Genomic DNA, 24,779 nt, shown 5'->3' on the forward strand with positions numbered 1-24,779 from the left:
GCGGACGGGAAGCAGGCCATGGCCATCCATGCCTGACGGGTAGGTCTGAGGACTCGTGCCATGTCGACAGAGATGACCGCGGCGGAACTGTTCGGCCGCCGTGCCGAGCTGGATGCGCTGTCGGGCCTGATCGCCCGGGCTCGCGAGCAGGGTGACGCGATCGTTCTGGTCGGCGAGGCGGGCATCGGCAAGTCGAGCCTGCTGCGTGCCACGGCCGCCCACGCCCGCGGTCGCGGGTTCGAGGTACTCCAGGTCACGGGCATGGAGGTTGAGGCACAACTGCCCTTCGCCGCCCTCCACCAACTACTGAGACCCGTCCTGGGCCATGCCGACAACCTGCCTTTCGTGCAGCGCAGAGCACTTCTGTCGGCGTTCGGTGTCGAGGAGGGACCGCCCCCAGATGCCTTTCTGATCGCCCTGGCCGTACTGAACCTGCTCGCCGAGGTGGCGACCGGGCGCCCCGTGGCAGTCCTCGTCGACGACGTCCAGTGGCTGGACCGGCCCAGCCACGAGGGCCTGGCGTTCGTGGCCCGCCGGGTCGGCAGCGACCCGATCGTCATCGTCGGAGGAATACGCAAAGGGCACACCGGGCCGTTGACCGCCATGGGCCTGCCCGAGCTGAACCTCGGCGGCCTGGACGACGGCGCGGCACGCCGACTCCTAGACGTCACCGCCACCGGCCTGAGCGCGGCCGACCGGATCAGGATCCTGCGGCAGGCGGACGGAAACCCGCTGGCCCTCGTCGAGCTGCCGTCGGCCCTGCGCTCGGCCTCGACTCCGGCCGTGGAGTCGGTCCCGGCACACCTGCCGCTGAACGCACGGCTGGAGAAAGCCTTCGTCGGACGGCTGACCGAGCTGCCCCAGCTCACCCGAGACGTGCTGCTCATCGCCTCCGTCGACTACGACAACACCCTCCCGGAAATCCTGGCGGCGGCCTCGGTCATGTCCGGCCGTCGTGTGACGGTCGACGCCCTCGACGCCGCCGCCGGGGCCGGGCTGATCCGCCTCGACGAGACGAGCGTCGCCTTCCGGCATCCCCTGGTGCGCTCCGGGGTCCTCCAGACCGAGCCGGTGCAACGCCGGCTCGCGGCCAACGCCGCGCTCGCCGAGGTGCTCACCGACCAGCCCTACCGCCGTACCTGGCACCGGGCCCAGGCGGTCGTGGGCCCCGACGACGAGGTGGCCGACGAACTCGAAGAGAACCACGTGATCAGCGTGCGCCGCGGCTCGGTCACGGCCGCGATCTCGGCGCTCGAACGATCGGCCCAGCTGACCGGCGACTCCGCGGTCCGAGGTCGCCGCCTGCTGCTGGCGGCCGAGTACGCCTTCGAACTCGGCCGTGCCGACCTCGTGGACCGGCTGCTCGGGGTGGCGGCCCGCAACGCGCTGTCCGCGCTGGACCGGGCACGGATGGAATGGCTGCGCGAGATCTTCGACGACGGCGTACCGGCCGACGCCGCCAGGGTGCTGGAGCTGTGCGACATCGCCCAACGCTCCGCGCAGGCCGGTGACAACGACCTCGCGCTCAACCTGCTGCTGGGCGCGGCCCTGCGCTGCTGGTGGGCCGACACCGGCCCGGCCGCACGGGCTCGGGTCGTGACGGTGGCCGAGGGGCTCGACGGCGTCGGCCACGACCCACGCCTCATCGCGACGCTCGCTGTCGCGGAACCGGTTCTACGGTCGTCTCGAGTAGCGGAGATGCTCTCGCACGCCACCGTGGCAACGGTCACTGCCCCCGACTCCCTACGGCTGCTGGGTATGGCCGCCCACGCGATCGGGTCGCCGGTGGTCAGCCTGGAGTTCCTCGACCGGGCCGAGACGAAACTGCGCGGACAAGGCCGCCTCGGGCTGCTGTCCCACGTACTCACCATGGGGCTGGTGAGCCGGCTCGAACTGGGCGAGTGGGACCGGGCCGTGTCCGCCGCCGAGGAGGGCTCCCATCTCGCCCGCGAGACCGGCCAACTCATCTGGGACACAGGCACCTTGTCCCTCAGGGCGATCACCGCGGCACTGCGCGGGGACAACGACCAGGCCCAGCAGCTGGCCGCACAGGCCGAGGAGACCGCCGGCGGCCGACGGCTGAACAACCTCCTGGCCTGTGTCCAACTGGCGCGCGGCATCGGCTGGTTGAGCGCGGGCCAGCCGGCCCGGGCCTACGACGAGTTGCGGCGGCTGTTCGACCCGCGCGACCCCTGCTACCACGCCACCGAGCGGTTCCACGGCGTGATGTTCCTGGCCGAGGCCGCCGCACGCGCCGAACGCGGCGAGGACGCCGCGGCGGTTGTCGCCGGCCTCGAAGAAGAGGCCGCCGTGACCTCGTCGACCACCCTGCACGTCCAACTCTCCTATGCCAGAGCAGTGTTGGCCGAGGACGACCAGGCCGAGGTGTTGTACACGACAGCACTCGCCCAGGATCTGATCCGCTGGCCGTGGACGAAGGCGCGCATCGAACTCGCCTATGGGATGTGGCTGCGCAGACAGCGGCGCGTGGCCGAATCACGCGTCCCGCTCCGAACGGCTCTGACGACCTTCGACCTGATCGGAGCGCGTACTTGGGGAGACCAGGCCCGCACCGAACTTCGGGCGGCCGGCGAACGCACCGCGTCGAGGGAGCAGTCGGCGGGGATCGTGCTCTCGCCGCAGGAACTCCAGATCGCCCGACTCGCGGCGGACGGCCTGTCCAACCGCGAGATCGGCGAACGGCTCTACCTGTCCCCGCGCACGGTGGCATCGCACCTCTACCGGATCTTCCCCAAACTCGACATCACCGCCAGAGCGCAGCTCGCTGCGCGGCTGAACGCGGTGTGAGGCGGGCCGAGCAGTGCGCTCCCGCCTCGCTCCTCCTCCGGGAGATTCAAAACCGGATCAGCCGTTGTGGTCGACGGCCAACGCCGGCAGCCCGATCGGCGTTACGTCATGAACAAGGTCAGTGAATCTGGAGTCGTCAAGAAGGACCGGAAGCAGGCAAGGACCGTGATTCCGGGAAGGTCCGCAGGCTGAGCGGCCACGTAGTTGTACGCGTTGATCGTCTGAGTTCGTGAGGGGTTGCCCCCCAACACGCTTTCCAAGTCTTCGTCGGGGGGTTCGGTGGGGGGCGGGGGTGTTCTGACCTGGGGTGGAGCGGGTGGTGGTGGGGGTTTCGGACGGCGCTGGACGGGGGTGAATGAGACCAGAACTGAGACCAGAGGAGGCGACGTTTCGCCTGGTCAGGTGCGGGTTTGGAGACGGTGGCGTCTTGCATCGGCGACGGGCTCTCGTTCCGGCTCAGCTGACATCCTCCTCACCGTCCAAGTGCGATATCCGGGCCGAACGTGATCGTCGGCGACGGGCCTGCCACGCCGTGCGCGGCGTGAGGACCCCACACGAGAGGGAACCGCACTGGGTCAATGCTGACCACCGTCTTCCGTGGCGGCCTTGGCCCACCCTCCGGAGGCGGACCAGGACCACCTGGCAGACGGCTAAGGAGGCCGTGCCTACCGAGTCCAGGCACTGGCCTGCTCCGGACTGAATGCGTCAGCATTGGGTCGGCACGACCGGTAACGTCTTCCAGCGTGACCGAGACTGGTGTTCAGCCTGAGCCCGCCGATGAGCAGACCACTGCCGAAGACGTAGGGCGACCTTCTCTTCCGAATTGGCAGAAGCGGCTCAATGCCTCCACCGGTCATCGCGCGATCGCACTCGGAGAGCGAGTTAAGCGAATAGCGTACCTATTCCAGGGAAATGTCGCGCAGTACAAGTCTCTCGTTGCCAAACTGCAGGACCCGGCGGTATCCGGTCCGATTTTCGATGTCCGCCATCCTGAGGCGCACGACAAACTTCTCTCAGAGGCCGAGCGTCTCCTGCACAACGTCCTTACCGCGATGAGTACGCGAGTTGATCAGCAGCGCCGTTTCATGGAGAAGCACTTCCACGACGACTCGGTGCTGATGAATGAATATGGCGGAAAGGTCGCCTCTCTGTTTAAGAGTGACCCGCAGGCAGATTTCTTGAAGGGGCTTCGTAATTACATTACGCACACCCAGCTTCCTGTAGCGCAAAGTAATCAGACGTTCGGGCAGGACTCATGTGAGATCACCTTTATCCTGCCCGGGGAGTCCTTGCTCGAGTGGAAGGGCTGGAACAGTGCGCAGCGCCTGTGGATCGCTGGACAGGGAGATGCTGTCGCCATCGTTGATGCGGTCGATACCTATGCCTGTAAGGCCGGGAATTTCGATAAGTGGTTGTTCGCTCGAATCGCTCTTAAGTTCAAGGCTGACATCGATGGATATGTGCGTGAGTGTGCGGAGTTCAATCGTGAACATGATCGAGTATTCGGTAGTTAGTTGGTCAGTGGCGCTGCTTCAATTCTCCGTGTTCTCGCTGTCGGCTGCCTGAGCCTCCGTGAAGGTGCCGAATTCGGTGGAACGGCTGATGAGTGTAAGGTCCACATCGCCGGCGGTGAACCGTTCGGTGAAGTAGTGGCCGGTCGCGGCCTTCGGTATTAGACCCGTTACCGATAGGCGGCAGGCGCCGTCGTGTCTGGGGCTGCGATGCTGGTGTTCCACACGCGGCGTGTTGTCGTACAGGAACCCGATCTCGGCTGTTCCGGAGTTCTCAGGGGCAGTGATCGTGGCGTTGCTGGAACGGGAGGTGCTCTCCGCGGTGCGGAGGGTGGCGTGCAGGCTCCAGTAGGTTTGCTCGATCGTCATGTAGGCCGCTATAGGGCCGCGGTTCCCGCTGGCCGGTATATGGCTCTCCGGGCTGGGAATTAGCACCGCGCGCCATGTGCCGTTCACCCACGCCCGGCCGCTCATCCGGTGAATTAGAGGCCAGTGCCAGGCCCACCTGTCGAAGACGAGGACGCCGTAGCCGACGGCTGCTGGTATGTACGCGAACAGGTATCTGAACTCAGATGGGTACAGGCCCAGTACGAGCAGGATGCCTGTGTAGAGGGTTGCGGCGATGGTGGCACCTGTGCGGAGTGTGCTTGCCGGGCTCATCTTCGCCCTTCAGTAGTTGAGGTAGTACAAGGCACTGTTGATCAGATCCCGCGCATCGGCCTCATCCCACTTCTGGCCCTCACCGAAGACCTTCTTTACTTCGTTGGGCTCCACCATGTGCCGCGTACCGAACCAGGCGTTCGTCAGTTGGCTGCGGACGTTGAGCAGACTGCTCCGTACGGCGTCATCGAATCCGCCCCCGAGGAACACGTGGTTGGGCACGTTGTAGATCAGACACTCGGAGAAGTACGACGGCAACTCCTTGATCACACCCTCTGTCGAGAGGTCGTTCTCCACGTTCTTCAGCACCCGCACGACGAACTTGTACCGCCGGTTCGTCAGACCGTTCTTCGTACGCCCGTTGGCGAGCTGCAGCTCTGGCCAGTTGACGATCTTTTTGCCATCTTGGCCAAACACGACGCTTCCTTCGCGCTTGCCTCCGGTAGCTCTGCTGTCGAACAGCACGTACTTGAAGCACGGCACGACATCAATGCTGGGGCGACTGCCGATGACTTCCGGAACGTAGAACGCGATGTTGTGATCGGCGTCGACCGTCCCGAAATGCTCATCAAGCGCCTCGTGGACCTCCTTACGGAGGCTGTCCGTCGTCCACGGACCTGTGTACGCGTCCGGCTTGTTGAACCACGACGTACCGTCGTAGTAGAAGCACTCGTTCAGCTGCACCTTGATGTCAACGTCGCTGTCGCCGCGGACGTTGGTCTTGTTCGGATAGGAGCCCTTCGCCTCGACAGTCAAATCGACCCCTTGGAACGGTTCGTGCAGAGAAATCGCTCCCTGCACCATGCGCTCCGCGCGCTCCAGACGGTCTTGTTCCGACTGGCCTGGCGGATTTGGCCACTTGCTGATCAACGTGAGCCGCTGGTCATAGGTCAACTGCCGTGGCATGTAGGTCCTCCCCCGCCCCGAGTCTTTCCTTGACAACAACAGCCTAAGTACAGGCACTGACAAACCCGCCCACCAGCAACAACATCTGCCTGGAGGCGGACGGATCCGCCGTGTCGTGGTGCTGTGACCTCTGCTGCGACTAATGCCTCACGTGTGGACGAACGGCTGGCGTGATTCGGATGGCTGCTGATTCGTCCGCTGCCTCAGGTACGTCTTCCCAGTCCGTGGTGGCGTGGGAGTCTGCCCAGGCCCGAGTGGCAAGCAACGTGCCCAATGGCCAGATGCGATGCGCCCGCCGCACCCATTACAGGGCTTTTTGTGATTTTTACGCATAGATACGGAGGAATCTCCGAACCAACCGCACGGTGATGCCGGGAACGGCAGACTCGCTCCTGATCCGCCGTTCTGCGGCGGATCGTTGGGTTGCGTCTCGGGGGCGTGGCGCTCGACCTGTCCTTCTTCAGCACCCGCGGGCCCGGGGTGCAGTGCGCGTCGTCAGGGGAAGACGCGCACATCATCAGACGATCGGTACAGGACAGACAGGAGTCGGCGCGCGATCGGGCCCCTTGGCGCGTCGGAGTGCCTGTGTACGAGTCATTGCTGCATCTGCTGCGTGCGTCCCTGCCCGAATTCCTGGGCAGTCTCATGGCCGCCACAGTGCTCACCATCGTGGGCTGGAGTGTGAAGTCGATCCGCGACCGGAGGCGCGTCCGACGGACGCGGGACGACACGCCCCAACTCGGCGCCCCCGCAACCGATACTGACCGCTCGTCGGCTGCCTGGGCCCGGTTGCCCCCGTTGGGCTCAACGGGGGCAAATTTCCCAGGATCGCCATAAGCCGCGAGTACGAGGCGGAGTCGGGCCCTGCGCTGGCGGACAAGCAGGTCGGCGGCTGCTTACAGGCCGGTGACGGGTTGTCTGGTGAGTGCTTGGGCGATCTGCCAGAGCTGTCCGCCGCGGGACGCCTTCACGAGAACGACGTCGCCGGGGCGGAGGATGGAGGCCAGGTAGGCGGCGGCGGTGCCGTTGTCGCCGACCATCGCGATGTCCGGCACGCCGGCCGCGCCTGCCGCGAGGGCGAGTTGCTTGGCGAGTGTGTCGCCGACCGCGACGATGAGGTCGACGCCGTTCTCGGCTGCCATGCGGCCGACCTGGCGGTGGGCTTCGACTGCTTCGTCGCCCAGTTCCAGCATCTCTCCGAGTACGGCGATCCTCCGGCCGCCTGCGGCCTCGGTCGTGTCGCCGTCCGTCTCGGGCATCAAGACTCTCCGTTGTGAATGAGGGGCGCGAAGGTGATCGCGCGGCCGGTATAGGAAGCGGACACGCGGCTGAGGGGGACTCGATCGTGCGTCTGGCCCCAGGCCGACGGGTCTCGGAACTCGATCGTCGGGTCGGGGGCGTCCTCGTAGCCACAAAGGATGACGAGGTGGCCCCCGGAACGGCCGTCGTCGGGGAGCTGCTCGGTGACGGACACGATGACGGGTGCGACATCGAGGCGGGCGAGAAGGTCTTGGACGGGTACGGGCTCTGCGGTCGCAGGTACGCCGAGATCGGTAGCCAGGTTCGCGATCCCCGTGTGGAGTGCTCCACGCGGGGTCAGGACCTCTTGCTTGACCGCGAGTTTCAGCAGTTCCGTGACCGTGGGTGCTTCGCGCCCGTAGGCGAGCAGGATCATTCTCAGAGATGCCAGGCCGCACGCCCGGTTGGACCATTCCAGTCTGTCCCCGAGTGCCCAGCCTCCGTGCCGATCCCATTCCTCGGGGGCGATGAGCTGTCGGCACATGGGGACATCGTGGACGCGCGACACAGCGGGCGGGCTCCTACGGTGAGACGGCAGCCTCCCGGGTCAGCGTGGTGCTGGAGAACGCGGGAGTGGGCAGGGGGACATCGTATGGCGGTCGGGTCAACGCCTCGTGCAGCATGGCCACTACGACGTCCGTGTGTGTGAGTCCGACCATCGCGGCGCCCACCACGAAGTTGCTGTCGCGGGACATGCCCGGCGTGCTGTTGACCTCCAGCACGTACGGCTGGTTGTCCTCGGCGAGGATGAAGTCGACGCGCGCCGAACCACGCAGCCCGAGCCCGTCCCACAGCGTCGTGGCGCACTCGGTGACCTTGGACAGCACCTCGGGCGACAACTCGGCGGCCCGAACGGCTACGGCGCCCCTGGAGTCCACGTCGAGTTTCGTGTCGGCGTCGTAGAACTCCGCCTCGGTGGCTTCGGTGGCCAGCGGGGGAAGTACGACGACAGCGCCTCCGGGCAGTTCCAGGAGCCCCACGGTGAGCGGTACGCCGGGCAGGTAGTCCTCGACCAGTACGGCGTCGCCGTCTTCGCCGGCAGCGGCGGCCAATGCCACGGGAAGGTCCGGCTGTTCGCGTACCAGGCTCATGCCCACGCTGGAGCCGCCGAAGGGCGGCTTGACCATCGCTGCCCGTCCGTTCCAGGGCATCGGCCCGCCGGACCACACCCACCACCCGGGGGTGGGGACGCCGAGGCTCAGCATCACCCGCTTGCAGAGAATCTTGTCGGCGGCCACCGCGGACGCGGCGACTCCGCTGCCGCAGTACGGCACGCGCAGGTAGTCGAGCAGACCCTGTAGCCTCCCGTCCTCCCCGTACGGACCGTGAAGGTTGGAGAGGGCCACGTCGTAGCCGGCCAACTCCGTGATGAAGTCCGGCTCGCAGGGGTTCAGTACTTTCCAGCGGGCGCCGATGTCGTCGAGGGCCTCGGACAGGGCGGTCACGGAGCGCTGGTCCACGGGGCATTTCGAGTGGTACAGGCGGTCCTCGGCTGATACCGGCCCGTAGACGAGGGCGACACCGAGCCCCTCTCGGTCGTGCTGCCAGTCGCGAAGGTTCTGGGCGGCCTCGCGCACCGCGAGGTCCGAGCTGGAGGTGAGGAACTGAGTCATGCGAGGACCCCTTCGAAGGTGTGGGTGACCGGTCCGCCGACCCAGTGCGTTCGCTTCGGCCGGTCGGGATGGGGCCGCACCGTGAGCGGTTCCCCGGCGCGGTTGTGGACGGTGACGGTGCGCGGCGACACGAGTCCGCGCAGGGTGGCGATGACGACGGCCGCGACGGCTCCGCTCCCGCAGGAGAGGGTTTCCGCCTCGACGCCGCGCTCGTAGGTGCGGATCTTCAGCGCCTGATGGCCGGCGGCCTGTACGAAGTTGACGTTCGTCCCCAGCGGGGCCAGGTCCGGGTGGTGGCGGATGAGGCGTCCGACGAGTACCGCGTCGATGGCGTCCACGTCGTCCACGATGGCGACGACGTGTTCGGTGCCGGTGTGGGCGCCGTCGAACCAAGTGGGCTTGCCGTTGATGACGGTCTGCACGCGTCGGGGATGGACCGCACCGACCTCGGCCGTGACCCACACGGAGTCGTCGCTCACGATCGCCTCGTGCGTCACCCCCGCCATGCGGAGACTCATCTCGCGGACGCCGTGGTCGTGGTGTGCGGCCCAGGCGGTACACCGCAGCGCGTTGCCGCACATCGTCGCGATCGAGCCGTCGGCGTTGAAGCAGCCGACTTCGAGGACGAGCGGGCTGATGCTGATCAGGCTGCTGATGACAAGGCCGTCCGCGCCTACGCCGGTTCGTCTGGCGCAGAGGCGCTCGGCCTCCTTTGGCCAGTCCTTCTCGCTGTTCGGCGAGGGGTCGGATAACAGGACGAAGTCGTTCCCCGCTCCGTGGATCTTGCGGAAGCGCATGGCGAAGCTCCTCGCTGGCGTGAGGTGAGAGTTCTCGTGATGGCTGGATGGGGCTTGGGGTCAGAGGAGTTCGACGGGCCGATACGTGGTCGCCGACTCCTTCATGACCCACGGGGAGTGCCCGTCGAAGATCAGAACCCGGCGCCCCGCGGTGCCGGCGGACCTCATGTCGCGGACCCGCAGGTACAACCCGTCGAGGAACACGAAATCGCCTACGTGGACATCGCTTGGTTGCCTCTGACCGGGGATGGTGCCGAGGGGCGGAGAAGGTGCAGGAATTGGGCTGGTGGTGCGGCGCTCGTACATTCAGCCTCTCCAGATGGCCAGGAGGATCGAACCGCCGAGTGCCAAGAGGCTTGCCACGTAAGCGAGTTGTTGGTTCCGGGGGCTCAAGGGGCACCGACCAGGTGGCCGTGAAGGCGGTCGCGGACCGACGGGATACCGATCTCCTCAAGGGGCATCCAGGCCGCCGCGCCGGCTTCGATCACCATCGGGGCGATGGCGCCGGAGTGGGCCCGGAAGAGGTATCGGAAGCCGATCCGGAGGCGGGAGCCGTACCTGTGTTGCCCCGCTCTGGTCACGTCGATCAGGAAGGGGCCATCGCTGTCGGGTTCCGTCCACACGTCCCGGATGCCGACCGCCTCGGCCAGCAGACGCAGCGCCGCCTCTCCGAGCGAGTCGTCCTGTTCCTCGGGCTCTGCTTCGGCCAGGGCGAAGGTGCCTTCGTGCCGCAGGCACAGGACACGATCGTGCTCGTCGACTACGACCGCGCCCGTCGTGATGAGCGGGCAGCGCTGGCTGTGGGTGCAGGTCCCGCGCTGTGCGTGGTCGCGGGCGGCGTCGTACACCGGCATCAGCGCCATCTGCTCGTCAGGGTGCGCGTAGATGTAGTGGGACAACTCCCGGACGATCTGGTCCTCCCGGACACTCACGGGGCACCGAGCCCGTGGCGCTGCGTGTAGATCCACAGGAGCCTTCGCGTGACGTCGGCGGCATCCCGTAGATAGATGAAGGCGCCGAACGACGGGGTCTCCGCGGTCGGCCGGTTCTGCAGGTCGAGGAGCCGGTATCCCTTGCGGAACAGCTCCCGTACGTCTTCGTCCTCGTCCGCCCCCAGGTCCTCACCGAGCAGAAGGTTGAGGTGCCCGACGACCTCCGGCAGGGAGGCGTCCATGTCCTTGCGGGTGGAAGTGGCCATCTGCATGGAGAGGGCAGCCTCGGTGCTTTCCGAAATCGTCTCGACGTCGACTGGGAGAACTTCGGTTCCCGCGCTGTCGGTTGCTCTCGATGCCTTGCCGCTACTTGCCACAGTGATCACCGTCTCGCCCCTTCAGTACGCGTTTCCGGCCGTGCCAGTAACGCTAAGAAGGGCGATGGGAAGGGCTCTACGAGTGTGCCGGAACTTGCCCGGCATTCACCCCAGGGATTCGATGGCCGCCGTGATGATTTCGCGCGCCGCCGAGCCGTAGACGGCGAGTTCGGCCAGTTCCGTGAACGTCTGGGCATACATGGCAAGTTCGTGCTTCTGCGTGACGGCGAGGTGGGCCGAGACGAGTTCGACGTGGACCGTGTGGTCGTCGTACAGGAAGAAGCCTTCGACGGGCCAGAGGCCGGAACGGTCGGCGTCCTCGGGGATGATGCCGATGCTCACCGAAGGAAGCGCCATAACGCTGAGCAGATAGCCGAGTTGGCCGGCCATCACCTCCGTCCCGCCTATGCGCTTTCGGAGCGCTCCCTCTTCCAGGAGGATCGCGAATGTGTGGTTGCCGTAGACGATCTGCTGCTTCTCCACACGCACCTTGACGGCCGCCGGCACGTCATCAATGAGGCCGCGGCGGTTGCGAATTGAGGTGAGCAGTGCGGTGATGTACGAGGCCGTCTGCACCGGGCCGGGAATGAGCCACGGCGAGTAGAAGCGGAAGCGCTGGGTGCGTTCCCACAGGGGGAGGACGGACTCCTGGGCCTGCTTCAGGCCGGTGCGCTCCAACCTGCGCCACTCGACGTACATGCCCTCGATGCCGCGGGCTGTCGAGACGAGATCCTCGGCCGTGCCCTCCGCACCGCAGGCAGCGGCCCACGCACGCAGGTCGCGCTCCGAGGGCGGACGCGTGCCGCTCTCGAAGCGCGAACACTTCGACTCGTGCCAGCCGAGGCTGCTGGCCAACGCTCGTTTGGTGAGCCCGGCTTCGAGCCGGATTTCGCTCAGGCGTTTACCTAGAGCCCGGCGGGCTTCCTGAACGCTCGAAGATGGCGATGTCATGTCGCTGCGACGGTGCTGTTCGAGCTATCAGGCCGACTCGGCCGGCTGGAACTCCGCGTGCGGTGTTGCCCGCGCCCACACGGCCTCGAAGGCCGACTCGCAGAGCTTCGCCACTTCCGGGTCGTCCGTGAGTTCCACCTCCATGTTCTCGCCTTCGCCGTCGAAGTGGTTGACGAGGACAAGGCTGGAGTCGAAGAGCCAGAAGTCGTTGCCCGGGAGCGCGAGAGCCGTTGAGTTTCGCCGGGAGAACCAGCGCACGTGCTCGCCGGCGGCGATGTTGAGTCCGTCCGTCACGTCGTACTCGAAGCGGATGTACTCGCTGATGGGAGTCGAGACGACGCGGGCCCGTCGGATCTCGACGCCTCGCGAGGTGGCCTCCGTGACGATGCTGTGCCAGTCGCCCCAGCGCTCGGCTGGGTCGAGTGTGATGCCGGCTTTCCAGTCGATGAAGGCCGGGTCCGACTTCATGTAGGCGTCGCGCATCTCCAGATGGACAGCCGTCCGCTGGCAGTCGCGGAACAGCTCCTCAAACGTCGGGATTCTCGTCAACCTTCTTCACCTCCAGGAAGAACTGCACCATGCGCCGGGGGATCTCCACCACCGACTCATGGCCGGGGATGTCCATCTGCCCGAGGCGCTCGATGTTCTCCACCTTCAGCCCCTGCACGAGGTAGCTGTCCTTCTCCTCGTCGAGGTAGATGGTGGGGGAGCCGCCACTGGGACTCTCCGGGTCCTTACCGAGCTTACGCAGGGCCATGATGTCCTCCTCGGATGCTGGCAACGATCTCTGTGCCAGAGCTTGCCCGTGGGTGTGCCGTGGAGCTAGGAACTTGCCGAAACTTGCCAGGAGTACGGAAGTTGACCTTACGAGGCCGGGGTCAGAGCGACGAAGAGCGGACCGGCCGCAGCACCCCCGGGATGGCCGGATTCGATTGCTGTACGCCCTTCCCTGGCACTGGACATCGTTCCTTTAGGGAACGCACCGTCCGTTCCTTGGGGGAACGTTCGGTCTGTTCCCTCGGGGAACACCTGTGACGCGCTTACGTTCCCAACTTGGGTCTCTCGTACGGCTAGGTTCGCTGTCAGTCGCCTCGATTGGATGGTGACGGACGACAGTTCGCCGGAGGCAGACAGGGAAGATCGCGAAACCACTGGTGCTCTGTGGATTGGCATGTCAACGTGGACGACCGTCCGAAACCCCAGGTCAACGACGGTCAGTAACGTATCCCGAGGCACGGAGGCGCCCCTGCACCCGCACCATCCCAGCGATCCCTCCCGTCCCGATTCGCCGGACCCGGTGTACTGGGTCACTCCACGTCACTTGGCCGGGGACGACGGTGCGCTCGCCGAGCGGATCGGCGACACCCTGGACGGCCTTGGTTGGCGTATGTGGCCCACATCCCGCCACACCCTGTTGTATGTGAGCCCGGACGAGCTGCGTGGTGCCGAGTGGATCCTCGCGGCCTACCCGTTCGAGCTGGGCGGACTGCCTGTTGCCTGGCAGTTGAGTGCTCGTCCGCACGCCACTTCTGCGATGACGGAGTGGAACGCGTACTTCACCACTGGCGTCCCGTATGAGGCGCTCGCCGATCTCCTCGTGGCGATCGATGCCCATGAGGCAACCGACACCGACTTCGGCGGGGCCGAGACGGTGCTGAACGCGCTCAGTGCCCAAGGCTGGCTCCGCGACGTTGATCGCCCCCACACCACCGCCACGGACCCCGGGCTCTCCGGCTGCGTCTCCCTGGAGCTGATGCCGCCGCTCATTCAGGACGCCGATCCGCGCCCTGAACTGACGGGATGGCAGGCGTGGGCGGAGCCTGTTCTCGGCACCCCGTACCTGTGGTGTGCCAGCTTCAGCGCCAGCGTTCCGACCGGGTTGGTCGCCGCGTTCGCGTCATCGCTTGCCTCACCAGTCCCGGTGCCCCGCCACAGCGTGTCCAAGAGTGCCGAGGGACGGCTCATAGTCGTCCGCCATAGCTGACGATCCACGCCCTGGCGGAAGCGCAGACGTGCTGCTTGTCGCAGATTTCCCGGCGCAGCAGCAGGTCAGACGTATGCGGCATGTCCCTGCGCTCGCCGGATGACCGAGAGGAAGAGAGCTTGTTCTTTCGACGCGCTCGCGAGGACCGCGCGTTCCGCGAAGCCCAACGTGCCAGCTACGCGCTGCTGCTGCAGCTGCAGGCCATACAGCCGTGGGGTGACTTCCCCAAGCCGACCGCACCGGTTCCAGCACCGGCTGCGGAGGAATCGGCGCTGAGTGACCTCCCGCCGCCGGATTTGCGGGTGCCGTCCCGCCAGGAAGTGGCCGGGTTGATGATGCGTTGGGAGCAGCCACTCGTCATCGACGGCGAGGTTCGTACGTGCCCTGAGTGCCGTGTGTACCGGGACTGGATCGTCTTCTGTATGCGCGACGACTCGATATGGCTGCGTTGCCGTGCCGGCCACGAGACGAAGGAGCCCGGCCTGGATGCGGCCTGGTACGACCGCAACTCCGGTCCGGTCGACCGGTTCCACCCCACCCTCGAAGAGGGCCTGCGCCACCTCGGCCACTGAACCCCTGGATCCCCTGCACCCCTTCTCGCTGCCGGTGCCCGAAGGCCCGGCTTGGTCAACCCGTCCGTTTCGCAGGCCACTTAGGGGTTCACTTGCGTCTTCACACCATGACCGTCCTCAGCCTGAGCGCCCTCGCCGTCCTGGCTCTGGAGGGCTGCTCGATCGGCAGTACCTCCTCCACCGGCCCGTCGTCCGCCGCGTCCAAGGACGCCTCGGTGCCAGCCCCGCTGTCTTCGGCCCAGTTGGCCAAGCGGCTCCTGGACGAAGGCGACTTGGGCGAGGGGTACGACCGCACACCGCAGCGCCCCGCCGCGCACGACGACGTGAGCGTGATCGGCTGCCCTGCCCTGGAGAAGCTCGGCGCTGATGCGGCGACCGGTGCCGGCCTCGACTTCTCGCGCAAGGCGAGGGCGTCCTTCGCCTACGTTGACGGCGGCGATTCCGAGGTCTCCGAGGAGTTGTACAGCGACAGCGCCGCGAAGCTGTCGAAGGGCATCGGGCAGATCTTCGACGCGATGGTCTCCTGCCCCACATACCAGGTGGCCTCGGGCAGCACCGTCATCGACATGGGCACCCAGGTGACGGACGCGCCTGATCTGGGTGATGAGCAGTGGAGCCAGCTGCTCACCTACTCGGTTGGTGGGCAGCGCAGCGTCGTCAAGCAGACGGCGGTCCGTGTCGGCACCGTCCTGGTGATCGTCTCCGGCTCAACGGGGCTTGTGGATGCCAGTCTGGAGAAGGCGGTCGCCAAGGCGCAGGCCGCCTCCTGACCACCCGCTACGCCGGTGCCCCTCTGCTTTGGCAGAGGGGCAGCGGCGTATAGCCCGGATTAGCGTGCGTTGCGCGGCCCGTCGCGTCGGCCTGGCGAGGGCCGGGCACTACTTCCGACCTTCGTCGCAACGGTGGGGTGTTGGGGCATCGTGGTGGCGTCGGCGGGTAGGTCGGCCATGCGTCGCAGGCGCCACACGAGCACGTCGCTGATCGAACCTGCAGTGCCCAGCTCCCGCCGCGCGGTGGCCTCGGTCAGCAGCGCCGTTGGGTCGTGGCCGGCGCTCTCGGCGTCGGCGAGCGTGGCGGCCAGGGCGTGCCAGCCCGGTTCGGCGAGAACCTGATCCGCCAGCTCCGGCACTGCCCGGCGCAGGTGGGCTGTCTGCCTCTGTCGCAGGGGCTGCGGCAGGCGCCGACCCCGCTGGTGCAGCACCCCCAACGGAACAACGGCGGCGGCTTGGTAGGCGGCGCGCAGGTGCTCGGCGGCCTCCCGGGCAGCAACCGCCTGCTGGGCGTGCCCCTTCTTCGCATGCCAGTGGGCCGCGGCGGTGACGAGGAAGAACGCCATGTCGATCACCATCGCCGTGGTCGCCCCGTCCTCCCCGCGGCCGAGCGCCGGCCCGCTGTAGACGAGGTCGCGGGCTGCCTGTCGCAGGGCCCGGTCGTGGCCGCGCTCGGCTTTGATGTGGGAGCGAGTGGCCCGCTCGAACACGAAGGCAGCCTCGCGCAGTTGATGGCGGGTGTGGGCGGCGGAGGTCTTGGCGAGCGCATCCAGGACCTCCCCAGCCGCCGCGATGCTCGCGGCCACCTGGCCGTCCTCGCCGTCGTCGACGACCACCATCGCCCGCCACACCGCCGTGGCCGCCCGACGCCGAGCAGTGGCCGGACCGCTTGGCGCGGTATCGGAGGCTCGGTCGGACGGTGCCCTGTCGCTTTGGTCGGCGGCGTCGCTGTCGCCGGAGAAGCGTTTGCGGATGCGGGGGAGGGACAGGTCGGGCGAGAGGGTGGAGCCCGCGTAGAACACCGGCTCCTTCTCGCCGTTGCGGTTGTCCGGGAGGGCGACCTTGTAGCCGAGCAGGTCGCCGGAAGGGGCGACGCGCTTGCGGATCAGCAGGCCGGCCGAGGCCAGGCGGTCGAAGAACTCCTCCTCGCTCGTCGCCCCGGCGACCGCCCGGCGTACGGTCTCGCGCAGTTCCTCGCGTGCCGGTTGTTCCCTGCCCTGGCGCTTCGCCTTGTGGCGTTCGGCGCTGGTGGGGCGTTTGGCGGCGCTGCCGTCCCCGGGTGCGACGCGGCGCAGCCCGTAATCGGCTTCGATGCGGCGGCATTCGGCCTGGGCGCGGCGGGCCTCGTTGTGCAGGCGGGGCCGGCGGCCGTCGTCTCGGACGAGGGTAGCGATGATGTGGATGTGGTCATCGGCATGGCGGACCGCTGCCCATCGGCAGGCTTGCTCGTCGCCATCGGGGGCGATGCCGGTGGCGGCGATCATGCGGCGGGCGATGGCCGCCCAGTCCTCGTCGGACAGGATCGGGTCCTCCGGGGCAGCCCGCACCGACAGGTGCCACACGTGCTTCTCGGGGCGCTTGCCGGCGGGCAGGGCGTTGACGGGCTGGTCGAGCAGGCGCTGAAGCTGCTCGTAGGTGGACTTCAGGTCGTGGCCGGGGTCGGGGGTGAGCGGGTCGAAGGCGGCCACCAGGTGCGGGTCGATGTGCTCCTCGTCGGTGCCGGGGCCGTACAGGTAGCGGATCAGCCCGATCGTCTCGCTGCCGCGCTTGTGGATGCTGGGGATCACGCAGGGGCACCACTGTCGCGGTGGGCGAGCAGAGCATCGGCAGCGTCCTCCATACGGCGGGCGGCACTGCGCACGGCCCCAGCCGCAGCGTCCAGGTGGGGTGCGTCGGCGCCGGAGTTGAGAGACTTGGCGACCTGGTTGAACAGGCCGTGGATCCAGCCCAGGTGCCGGCGGGCGGCGAACAGCTCGTTGATGACCTCCCGTTCGGTGGCGATCTCGGCGGCCGTGCGGGTCAGGTCGCGGGCGGTTTTGTCGACGGAGTAGGCGAGGAAGGCGGCGTAGGACATCTCGCAGTGGGCGGCTGCGTCGGTGAAACGCTTGAACTCGGCGTCGTTCATGCGGCAGCTGGGCTGATGCAGGCGCTTGCGTGACTTCGGCTGACGGGCGCGCTGGCGTCTCTTCGCAAGGGACTCGGCCTGCCGTTCCCTTCCCTGCTGCGGTCCGCCCTCGGTCGCAGCCTGACAGCTCGGTGCCCCCTGGCGCCGGGCTGCTCCCGCCACCCCCGGGGAGGGAACTCCGGGAGCATCGCTCCCGGTACAACTTGCTGGGCTGGTGGCTGGGGTAGTCATCTCCCTTTGGCTGGTAGGCAGTTCGTGGTGTGAGTCGTGCATTCGGCGGTCTTCCTTGGGCGTTGGGGGGAGTGGGTTCAGCGGGGGTGGCCGGTGCGAGCGGCCTTCAGCTCGGCCTTGACGGTGCGGACGACCTCTCCGGCGGTGTCGCTGGCGACGCTGTAGCCGTTCTCGCGAACGGTGTCCTCCAGCAGGTCGCGGGAGAGGCGCCCGGTCTCGCCGTGGATGCGGTGGGCGTAGGTGGTGAGGACTTCCCGTGTCGCGCGCGGTTTGGGCCCCGGGCGGTTCGGCCTCGCCCGTGCGGCCTTGCCCGGATCGGCATCGAGCTCTTCCTCGCCCGGTTTCTGTTCCGGGCTCGGGGTGGTGCGGGCGGGCCGGTGCGGGCGGTTTTCGGGCTCCCGGCGGGCAGCCCAGTGGGCGTTGTCATCGCCCGCATCGCTCTCGGACGGGCGGCCCGGATTCTCGGCCCGCTTCGTCGCTACGGCGCGCGGGCGGGCAGCCGTCGAGCTGACCGTCCTGCCCGTGGCGAGGGCGGGCCAACGCCGGGGGAGCGGAATGGAGGCCAAGGTGAGGGCCTGTTGGCGGGTGGCGAGCTTGCGCAGTAGCAACTCGTCCTGCCGCTCGTCGCGGTCGACGTCGGCCTGCTCCAGGGCTTGGTGCAGGCGGCGGGTGAGGCGCCGGCCGCGCAACTTGGTGCGTTTCTCGGGCTTCATGGCCTCTGCCCGGAGGATCAAGGTGACGGCCCGGTCGAGTGCGCGCTCGCGGATGATCCGGGCGGCGTCCGCACCCCGGTCCGCGATCCCCAGACGGGCCAGCAGCCGTTCCCGCATCTGCCGGGTGAGAACGGCGGCCAGGCTGTGGGAGTCGGCGTGCGGGCTACGGCTGCGCAGTTCGATGCCCATGGCCAGGTGCCACAGCATCGCCGCCAGGAATGGGCCCACGAAGGCCCGCACGGTGCCGCCCACTGGGCCGGACTCGGCGTAGGCGGGAACGATCTGCACGGCGGTGATCACCCACGTGAGGGTGCCGGGTACGCCGGGCGCCTGCTTCGGGCCGTTGAGGTTCTGCCGGGCCATCAGGGCTGTGGCGAACAGGGCGAGTTCGGCAGCGGCGAACATCGCGGCGCGTTCGACGGCGCTGCCCATGCCGAGGTAGTCGGCGGCGAACCGCCAGTTGGTGTCCGCGCTGTAAGCGGTGCAGCCGATCGCGGCGATGGCGGCGACCGGGATCGCGACGGTGCTACGGCGCTGTCCAGCGCTCGGTTTCCGTAGGCGCCGCCGTAGGGACCATGCGATGGACAGGGCGACGGCGACCAGGACCGCGATGGCCACAGGCGCAGGGATCCAGTGTTGCAATTGGGGTATGCCGATGCCGTTGGCGCTGATGAGTGCGGTGGTGCCAGGGGTCATGCAGAGGCTCTCCAAGGCCCACGCGAGCGAGGGCATGCCTCTTGCGTGGGCGGCGGGGTGAGGTGAGGGCGAGGGGAGACGCGGGCTGCCGTCAGGCGGCGGGCGCGGTGCGGCGTCGGTCGGGGCCGGTGAGGATGACGCGTTCGGTCATCTCGGCGAGGCGGGAGGCGACGCGGTCGCCGAGCGCGGTGCGCAGCTCAGGGATCGGCAGGTTGGTGGTGATGAGGGTGGGGAGCATGTGCTCGTACCGGTGGTTGATCAGCCGGTAGGTCAACTCCTCGGTCCACTCGCTGGTCTTGGCCGCACCGAGGTCGTCCAGGAGCAGCAGCGGGCAGCGGGCCAGCGTCTGCAGCTCCCGTTCGCCGTCGTGACCGGCGCGGGGGCGGAGCCGCGCGTGCAGGTCGGCGCTGGTGGTGGCTTCCCAGCGCAGGCGGACACCTCGGGTGAGGAGGGCGCGGACGGCGCCGTATCCCTGGTGGGTCTTGCCGGTACCGGTGGGGCCGGCGATCAGCAGCGACGGACCCTCGGCGATGCCTGGTCCGCCAGGTCCGGGGCGTCCTGCCCCGGCGATCCGGTCGGCCCAGGCGGTGATCTGAGGGTGGTCGGCCAGGGCGCGGCGGTAGCGGGCGGGGATGCGGGCGTCGGCGAGTTCCAGCGCGGTGACCGGCTCGGCCGGTGGTTCCTGGGCCGTGACCGCAGGGTCGATGCCGCGAGTGGCCAGGATGCCGTTGAGCCGGTCGGCGATCGGGCCGACCCGGTGGGGCTCGCGGGTGAGGGTGGCGCTCAGAGGTCACCTCCGTAGGCGGCGTCGATATCGGCGGGGTTCGTCCATGCCCTGTGGGTGGCATGCATGGGCGCGGCGTTCATGACCTCGTGGACGAGACTCGGCAGGACTCTCGGGGACAGGCCCTTGGCCCGATGGCGCTCCAGGGCGGCCCGGAGGTGGGCGGGGTCGATGCCCTCGTCGAGCAGCTTGCATACCTGTCCGCCGAGTTGCTTCAGGAAGTCGTCCGGCGGGCGGTGGTTGCACGCGCTGACGTACTCGGCAAGGAGGTCCCTGGTCGAGATGGTGTCGGGCGCGTGGGCGCTTGCGCCCCCCGAAGGGGTATTTCCTAGATCCACGGTCCTAGGTCCTAGATCCGGACGGTGAGGCGTCACCGCCGATGCGGGGAGGATTCCTGACTTCCTCACGGAGTGCTCCGTGAAATCGCTCTGACCTGCTGGTTTGCTATCAGGCGTGGAATGCGGTGCAGGCTCGCGAGCTTCGCGGGAGGTCTCACGGAGGGCTCCGGGAGGAGAAGGCGCGGACTCCGTGACGCTCGCCTCCGTCACCGGTGCGGCGATGATCGGCCGGGTCCGGGAAGGGCCGTTATGGCGAGGGCAATCGGGCAGACGGCTCATGCTCGGTCGGTTGATCTTCTGGTGCCGGTGCCATGTGACGACGTGCAGGTACCGCTTGTCGTCCGGGCCCGTGTAACGGCAGATCAGACCGGCGTCGGCGAGCTGCGCGAGGTCCGTCTCGACGTCGGAGGGCGTGTGGTCGGGGCGCAGCACCCACAGCTGCCCGGCGATGATCGCGGCGTGGTCCCGGTGGCGGCCCTGGTCGTCGGCCTGGGTGAGCAGGCCGAAGAAGGTGCGCTCGGCGGTCAGGGAGACGGCGGCCAGGGACTCGGAGACGAAGGCTTCGGGCTTGATGGTGCGGATTCGTGCCAAGAGGGGCGGGTCCTCACTCGGTTGCAGGTGGGCAGGAGCCCACGGCTCACCGTCGATCGGCGGTACGGGCGTACGGGGTGGGGGAGTTGACCGGCCGGCGGCGCAGGGCGCGTTGATGGCCGCTCGCGCTTTCCGGGGGTGTCGTCAACATAGCCACACCCAGGTCGCGCAAGTCCAGCCCCATCTCGCGCAATCTCTTACGGCAGAAAGGCAGCCGTAAAAGCAGGCGGTAGAGGGCGGTGGCAAAACGGTAAGGCACGATCGCCGGTTGACCAAATAGTTGTGCCGGTTTCCGAGCCAGAAGCATCACATCGGGAAGCCGTTGACGTGCTGGCGACGGGCAAGCTACAACACAACACCCCATGTCACAGCAGTTGCTGAGCGGCGATCGGCGCGGCGGCTCTCGGGTCATGTCAGCGCGGGGAACCGCTCCGCATGCGGACAACGCGGGGGAACATAGACCACGATCGCCGGTTAACCAAACCGGCGAATGGACGCTACAACTGGAGCCATGCCCGCACGCTCATTGGAAATCGGTCCCGCAGGAATGCGGACGGCCCGCACCATCGAAATCATTCGCACCGAACGCGGCTTGTCGCAACGCCAACTCGCCCGCCGCGTCACCGCACTTGGCCACCCGATGTCCAACACCATGTTGTCTCGCATCGAACGCGTTCAGCGCCGGTGCGACATCGACGACCTTGTGGCTCTCGCCGAGGCGCTGCACGTCGCACCTCCAGTGCTTCTCGGAGACCCTGGACTCGTCTGACCAGCCTCCGGAGCCGGATTCACAGTCCTGGGGCCGCCGGCGAGTGCTTGCCCTGGGCCATACGGCTCGTACTCGATGGGGCATATAGCACGGGATCCCCGGTTACCGAAACCAGGGATCCTCCACACCATTGATGGTGTTCGCCGACCGCGCTCGGCGGAGAGTGCCCCTTTCCAATGTCACGCCGCCTGGCAACACCCACCCCCGCGCCACGCCCACGGAGGCCAACTATGCCCGCACGTCCGCCTTCTGCTCCGAACCCGAGCGCCGTTCCAGTGCCGGACGTCACCCCTGCAACGCGCCAGGCATTCCTGAGCGTGAAAGACGCCGCCGAATACCTCGGCCTGTCCCCGCACACCCTCTACGTCTGGCGGCATCGCCGAAACGGCCCGCCAAGTTTCCGGATGGGGCCGCGTGGCCGCGTCATGTACCGGATAGAAGCGCTCGACGCCTGGATTCGAGAACAGGAGCACGCCGACTCGCGCTCCAACACGACTCTGAGCCCATTGGGCGCCGCACCGCAGAAGCGCTCGGACTACGCCACGGGCGCCTGACACCGGGCTGACTGCTACCGCACGCAACCTGCCATCGAGGGAAGTATTTGGCCGGCTACATAGAAGACCGTTGGATCAAGAAAAAGAAGGACCCCGACACCGGCAAGCGGGAACGCACCGCCCGCTACGGCAAGGGCTCGCGGTACCGCGTCGCCGGTATCCCCGGTGTCCGAGACAAGTCGTTCGACGTGCTCGAAGACGCCAAGGCGTGGCTGCGCAGGGCCGGCACCGACAGCGAACGCGGCGAGTTCGTCGATCCCCGCGACGGCTCCATCACGCTGGACGACTACGTAACACGCTTCTGGCAGACGGGAGTTCGCGGTGCGCCCGGCACGATCAAACGCATCGACGAACGCGTCCGCCTCCACATCCAGCCTCAACTGGGCACCGTCGCCCTGCGGGACATCAGCCCGGCGGTACTGCGTGGCTACATCGCCACGCTGGAGAGCGAACTGTCACCGCGATACGCCCGGCAGATCCTCGGCTCGCTCTCGAACATCTTCGAGACCGCCATCGACGACAAGCGCCTGGTGCGCAATCCGATGCGGGCCAAGTCCGTGCGGTGGCCCAAGGCGCCGGAGGATCAGAGGGAAGCCTGGCCCCTGGAGACCGCGCAACGCGTACGGGACGCGATCAACGCGCGCTACCGCATTGCCGTCGTGCTCGCGCTGGGCTGCGGGCTGCGCCAGGGTGAGGTCTTCGGGCTGTCGCCGGAGGACGTCGACTTCGCCCGTGGAGTCCTGCGCATCCGCCGGCAGGTCCAACTCCTCGGCGGGCGGCTGTACTTCACCCTGCCGAAGGGCGGCAAGACTCGCGTCGTCGACATGCCCCCGTCGGTCGCTGCGGCCCTGGCCCAGTACTTCATGGAGTACCCGGCGGTCGAGGTGGAGCTGCCGTGGGGCGGCCCGGAGCCCGAACGGGAGACGAAGAAGTTCCCGCTCGTCATCACCACGACGTACGGCAACGCCCTGCGCGCGAACATCTTCAACGTCGAGGTGTGGAAGCCTGCCCTGGCCGCCGCCGGAGTCATCCCCCTGCGGGAGAAGGGCGAGCGGTGGAAGGCGTCTCGCAAGGACGGCTTCCACGTGCTCCGGCACACGTACGCCTCGGTGATCCTGGAAGCGGGCGAGTCCGTCGTAACCCTGGCCCGCTGGCTCGGCCATTCGAGCCCGACCATCACCCTGGACTACTACGCCCACTTCATGCCGGAGGCCGGCGGCAAGGGGCGCGGCGCCGTTGATGCGTTGCTCGGCCAGCCTGCACTGGCCGCGTAGACATCCTCTCCGCACAACCCACGAAACGGGTGGGCACAGCGATCTGCTGTGCCCACCCGTTTCGGCGTTCCACAAGGGAAGTTGGCTACTCTCCGTGCCGATCAGTGCTGCCAGCCTGCGCTTCAGCGGCGAGGCAACCGCAGGTCAACGCCCGCGATCGCATGAGACCGCGCAGATTGGAGCGCGGCCCATTCTCCCCAGATTCTCCCCAGCGGCCTCGGAGGCACCGTCGGAGCACGCGATCCGGGCCGCAGCCACTCTCGGGAGCGCCTCCCAGGGCGATTACTCAGAGCCAGTCTTTCCGCTTGAAGATGACGTACAAACTGGTGCACACCACCGCCATCAGTAGGATTGCGAAGGGGTATCCAAGTACCCAGTGCAACTCCGGCATCCGATCGAAGTTCATCCCATAGATCGTCCCGACCAGCGTCGGCGCGAACAAAATAGCCGCCCAAGAAGAAATCTTCTTGATCTCCTCGTTCTGCTCGAACCCCGCCTCCGCCAACGCCCGCATCTCCGCGTTCTGTTGCTGCGTGACCAGCGTCGCGTTCACCGTGAGGATGTCCGTGAGGGCCTGGCGGAAGCCGTCGACCTGTTCGCTGGTGTGGGTGACGTGGTCGGCGACGTCGCGGAGATAGCGCTGGAGTTCCTCGTCCGTGCCGTACTTCGCGAAGCCCGCCATCAGGCTGTGCAGCATGCCGACCAGGGGGCGGGTGGCGCGCTGGAACTCGACCATTTCGCGGGAGAGTTCGTAGATACGGCGGGAGACTTTCGGTTCGTTGCGGAAGACCTCCGTCTCGATCTCGTCGATGTCGATCTGGACGCCGGCGACCACCGGCGCGTAGCCGTCGACGACCGCGTCGAGGATGGCGTACAGCACCGCCTCGGGGCCGAGCCTCAGCAACTCCGGTGATTCCTCCATGCGTTGGCGGACGGCGGAGAGGTCCGGGGCCGCTCCGTGCCGGACCGTGATCACGAAGTCCGGGCCGACGAAGACATGCAGTTCGCCGAAGTCGACCTCCTCCGTCGTGTCCAAGTAGCGGGCGGCGCTGAGGACTACGAACAGCGTCTCGCCGTAGCGCTCCAGTTTCGGGCGCTGATGGGCCTCCATCGCGTCCTCGACCGCCAGCGGGTGGAGGTCGAACTCCTCGGCCAGGGAGAGGAGTTCGCGTTCGGTGGGGCGGGCGAGGCCGATCCAGGCCATGCCGGACGGCTGATCGCGCAGTTCGCGGAAGGTGTCGGCGAGGGTGTCCGGTGCCGAGACGCGCACGCCGTCCCGGTACAGGGCGGCCTGGACGACGCTGCCCTGGTCGGAGGGTTCCGCGGGGGACGCGTCGGCGGTGGACACCGAGGGCTTCGGCTCGGGCGCGGGGGGTGGGGCGGGCGTGCGGCGCCAGCCGGGCAGCCTGCCGTTCCCGGCGCTTCCGCCGGATCTGCCGTTCTTCGAGGTGGGGCGGGCGCGTCGCTGGGGCATCGCGGTGCCTCTCGATCGGGCCTACGTCTGCGTGATCACGGAGCAAGAGC

The 24,779-nt window shown here is 67.6% G+C and carries 26 protein-coding genes; 8 read left to right on the forward strand and 18 right to left on the reverse strand.

Going from position 1 to position 24,779, the window contains the following annotated elements; translation table 11 throughout:
• Positions 1-60: 60 nt before the first annotated feature.
• Together OG223_RS41445 and OG223_RS41450 are read left to right on the forward strand one after the other, a co-directional pair.
• Positions 61-2,808 carry an AAA family ATPase gene (locus tag OG223_RS41445; protein WP_329260517.1) on the forward strand — a complete coding sequence of 916 codons (2,748 nt, stop codon included), beginning with the start codon at positions 61-63 and terminating at the stop codon, positions 2,806-2,808.
• Between the two features lie 743 nt (positions 2,809-3,551).
• The gene (locus tag OG223_RS41450; protein WP_329260520.1) at positions 3,552-4,322 is read left to right on the forward strand and encodes a hypothetical protein; all 771 of its coding nucleotides are present in this window, start codon (positions 3,552-3,554) and stop codon (positions 4,320-4,322) included.
• 18 nt (positions 4,323-4,340) lie between these two features.
• Here OG223_RS41450 and OG223_RS41455 read toward each other — a convergent pair whose 3' ends face one another.
• The 12 genes from OG223_RS41455 to OG223_RS41510 form a co-directional block, all read right to left on the reverse strand.
• Positions 4,341-4,979: a hypothetical protein gene (locus OG223_RS41455; RefSeq protein WP_329260522.1), complete on the reverse strand. Its 639-nt coding sequence runs from the start codon at positions 4,977-4,979 to the stop codon at positions 4,341-4,343.
• Positions 4,980-4,988: 9 nt separating this feature from the next.
• A complete protein-coding gene (locus OG223_RS41460; protein WP_329260525.1) occupies positions 4,989-5,885 on the reverse strand; it encodes a hypothetical protein in 897 nt (298 codons plus the stop codon).
• Positions 5,886-6,781: 896 nt separating this feature from the next.
• Positions 6,782-7,144: a glutamate ligase domain-containing protein gene (locus OG223_RS41465; RefSeq protein ID WP_329260528.1), complete on the reverse strand. Its 363-nt coding sequence runs from the start codon at positions 7,142-7,144 to the stop codon at positions 6,782-6,784.
• Positions 7,144-7,668, reverse strand: a complete 525-nt coding sequence (locus OG223_RS41470; RefSeq protein ID WP_329260530.1) for a C39 family peptidase — start codon at positions 7,666-7,668, stop codon at positions 7,144-7,146. Before OG223_RS41470 ends, OG223_RS41465 begins: the two co-directional genes overlap by 1 nt.
• A 37-nt stretch (positions 7,669-7,705) precedes the next feature.
• Positions 7,706-8,797 (reverse strand): D-alanine--D-alanine ligase family protein, encoded by a 1,092-nt coding sequence (locus OG223_RS41475; protein ID WP_329260533.1) that lies wholly within the window; start codon positions 8,795-8,797, stop codon positions 7,706-7,708.
• Positions 8,794-9,594 (reverse strand): diaminopimelate epimerase, encoded by an 801-nt coding sequence (gene dapF / locus OG223_RS41480; protein WP_329260536.1) that lies wholly within the window; start codon positions 9,592-9,594, stop codon positions 8,794-8,796. Before dapF ends, OG223_RS41475 begins: the two co-directional genes overlap by 4 nt.
• Before the next feature lie 60 nt (positions 9,595-9,654).
• On the reverse strand, positions 9,655-9,798 hold the full coding sequence (locus OG223_RS41485; RefSeq protein WP_329260538.1) for a hypothetical protein: 144 nt from the start codon (positions 9,796-9,798) through the stop codon (positions 9,655-9,657).
• Positions 9,799-9,983: 185 nt separating this feature from the next.
• A complete protein-coding gene (locus OG223_RS41490) occupies positions 9,984-10,526 on the reverse strand; it encodes an NUDIX hydrolase (protein ID WP_329260540.1) in 543 nt (180 codons plus the stop codon).
• Positions 10,523-10,792 (reverse strand): hypothetical protein, encoded by a 270-nt coding sequence (locus OG223_RS41495; protein ID WP_329260543.1) that lies wholly within the window; start codon positions 10,790-10,792, stop codon positions 10,523-10,525. The genes OG223_RS41490 and OG223_RS41495 overlap by 4 nt, the downstream gene beginning before the upstream one ends.
• Before the next feature lie 216 nt (positions 10,793-11,008).
• The gene (locus OG223_RS41500; protein ID WP_329260546.1) at positions 11,009-11,854 is read right to left on the reverse strand and encodes a helix-turn-helix domain-containing protein; all 846 of its coding nucleotides are present in this window, start codon (positions 11,852-11,854) and stop codon (positions 11,009-11,011) included.
• Between the two features lie 27 nt (positions 11,855-11,881).
• Positions 11,882-12,403 carry a DUF6879 family protein gene (locus tag OG223_RS41505; protein WP_329260549.1) on the reverse strand — a complete coding sequence of 174 codons (522 nt, stop codon included), beginning with the start codon at positions 12,401-12,403 and terminating at the stop codon, positions 11,882-11,884.
• Complete coding sequence (locus tag OG223_RS41510) at positions 12,381-12,611, reverse strand: hypothetical protein (protein ID WP_329260553.1); 231 nt, start codon at positions 12,609-12,611, stop codon at positions 12,381-12,383. The genes OG223_RS41505 and OG223_RS41510 overlap by 23 nt, the downstream gene beginning before the upstream one ends.
• Before the next feature lie 540 nt (positions 12,612-13,151).
• Between OG223_RS41510 and OG223_RS41515 the strand changes: the two genes are divergently transcribed.
• From OG223_RS41515 to OG223_RS41525, 3 genes are all read left to right on the forward strand, one after another.
• Entirely contained in the window at positions 13,152-13,838 is a 687-nt protein-coding gene (locus OG223_RS41515) for a DUF317 domain-containing protein (RefSeq protein WP_329265740.1), read from the forward strand.
• Between the two features lie 80 nt (positions 13,839-13,918).
• Positions 13,919-14,410: a hypothetical protein gene (locus OG223_RS41520; RefSeq protein ID WP_329260555.1), complete on the forward strand. Its 492-nt coding sequence runs from the start codon at positions 13,919-13,921 to the stop codon at positions 14,408-14,410.
• 107 nt (positions 14,411-14,517) lie between these two features.
• A complete protein-coding gene (locus OG223_RS41525) occupies positions 14,518-15,180 on the forward strand; it encodes a hypothetical protein (RefSeq protein WP_443073792.1) in 663 nt (220 codons plus the stop codon).
• Positions 15,181-15,239: 59 nt separating this feature from the next.
• Here OG223_RS41525 and OG223_RS41530 read toward each other — a convergent pair whose 3' ends face one another.
• The 5 genes from OG223_RS41530 to OG223_RS41550 all read right to left on the reverse strand — a co-directional run bounded on the left by OG223_RS41530 (position 15,240) and on the right by OG223_RS41550 (position 20,658).
• Complete coding sequence (locus OG223_RS41530; RefSeq protein WP_329260560.1) at positions 15,240-16,967, reverse strand: relaxase/mobilization nuclease domain-containing protein; 1,728 nt, start codon at positions 16,965-16,967, stop codon at positions 15,240-15,242.
• Entirely contained in the window at positions 16,964-17,305 is a 342-nt protein-coding gene (locus tag OG223_RS41535; RefSeq protein ID WP_329260562.1) for a plasmid mobilization relaxosome protein MobC, read from the reverse strand. Before OG223_RS41535 ends, OG223_RS41530 begins: the two co-directional genes overlap by 4 nt.
• 308 nt (positions 17,306-17,613) lie before the next feature.
• The gene (locus OG223_RS41540) at positions 17,614-18,945 is read right to left on the reverse strand and encodes a hypothetical protein (protein WP_329260565.1); all 1,332 of its coding nucleotides are present in this window, start codon (positions 18,943-18,945) and stop codon (positions 17,614-17,616) included.
• Between the two features lie 91 nt (positions 18,946-19,036).
• Positions 19,037-19,732: an ATP-binding protein gene (locus OG223_RS41545; RefSeq protein WP_329265742.1), complete on the reverse strand. Its 696-nt coding sequence runs from the start codon at positions 19,730-19,732 to the stop codon at positions 19,037-19,039.
• A complete protein-coding gene (locus OG223_RS41550) occupies positions 19,729-20,658 on the reverse strand; it encodes a hypothetical protein (protein WP_329260568.1) in 930 nt (309 codons plus the stop codon). Before OG223_RS41550 ends, OG223_RS41545 begins: the two co-directional genes overlap by 4 nt.
• Before the next feature lie 511 nt (positions 20,659-21,169).
• Between OG223_RS41550 and OG223_RS41555 the strand changes: the two genes are divergently transcribed.
• From OG223_RS41555 to OG223_RS41565, 3 genes are all read left to right on the forward strand, one after another.
• The gene (locus OG223_RS41555) at positions 21,170-21,427 is read left to right on the forward strand and encodes a helix-turn-helix domain-containing protein (RefSeq protein WP_201050524.1); all 258 of its coding nucleotides are present in this window, start codon (positions 21,170-21,172) and stop codon (positions 21,425-21,427) included.
• Between the two features lie 275 nt (positions 21,428-21,702).
• Positions 21,703-21,981: a helix-turn-helix transcriptional regulator gene (locus tag OG223_RS41560; RefSeq protein ID WP_329260571.1), complete on the forward strand. Its 279-nt coding sequence runs from the start codon at positions 21,703-21,705 to the stop codon at positions 21,979-21,981.
• A 47-nt stretch (positions 21,982-22,028) separates the two neighbouring features.
• Entirely contained in the window at positions 22,029-23,255 is a 1,227-nt protein-coding gene (locus OG223_RS41565) for a tyrosine-type recombinase/integrase (RefSeq protein WP_329260573.1), read from the forward strand.
• A 286-nt stretch (positions 23,256-23,541) separates the two neighbouring features.
• Here OG223_RS41565 and OG223_RS41570 read toward each other — a convergent pair whose 3' ends face one another.
• On the reverse strand, positions 23,542-24,729 hold the full coding sequence (locus OG223_RS41570; RefSeq protein WP_329260576.1) for a magnesium and cobalt transport protein CorA: 1,188 nt from the start codon (positions 24,727-24,729) through the stop codon (positions 23,542-23,544).
• Positions 24,730-24,779 lie beyond the last annotated feature (50 nt).

Source organism: Streptomyces sp. NBC_01478 (assembly GCF_036227225.1).
GTDB lineage: Bacteria > Actinomycetota > Actinomycetes > Streptomycetales > Streptomycetaceae > Streptomyces.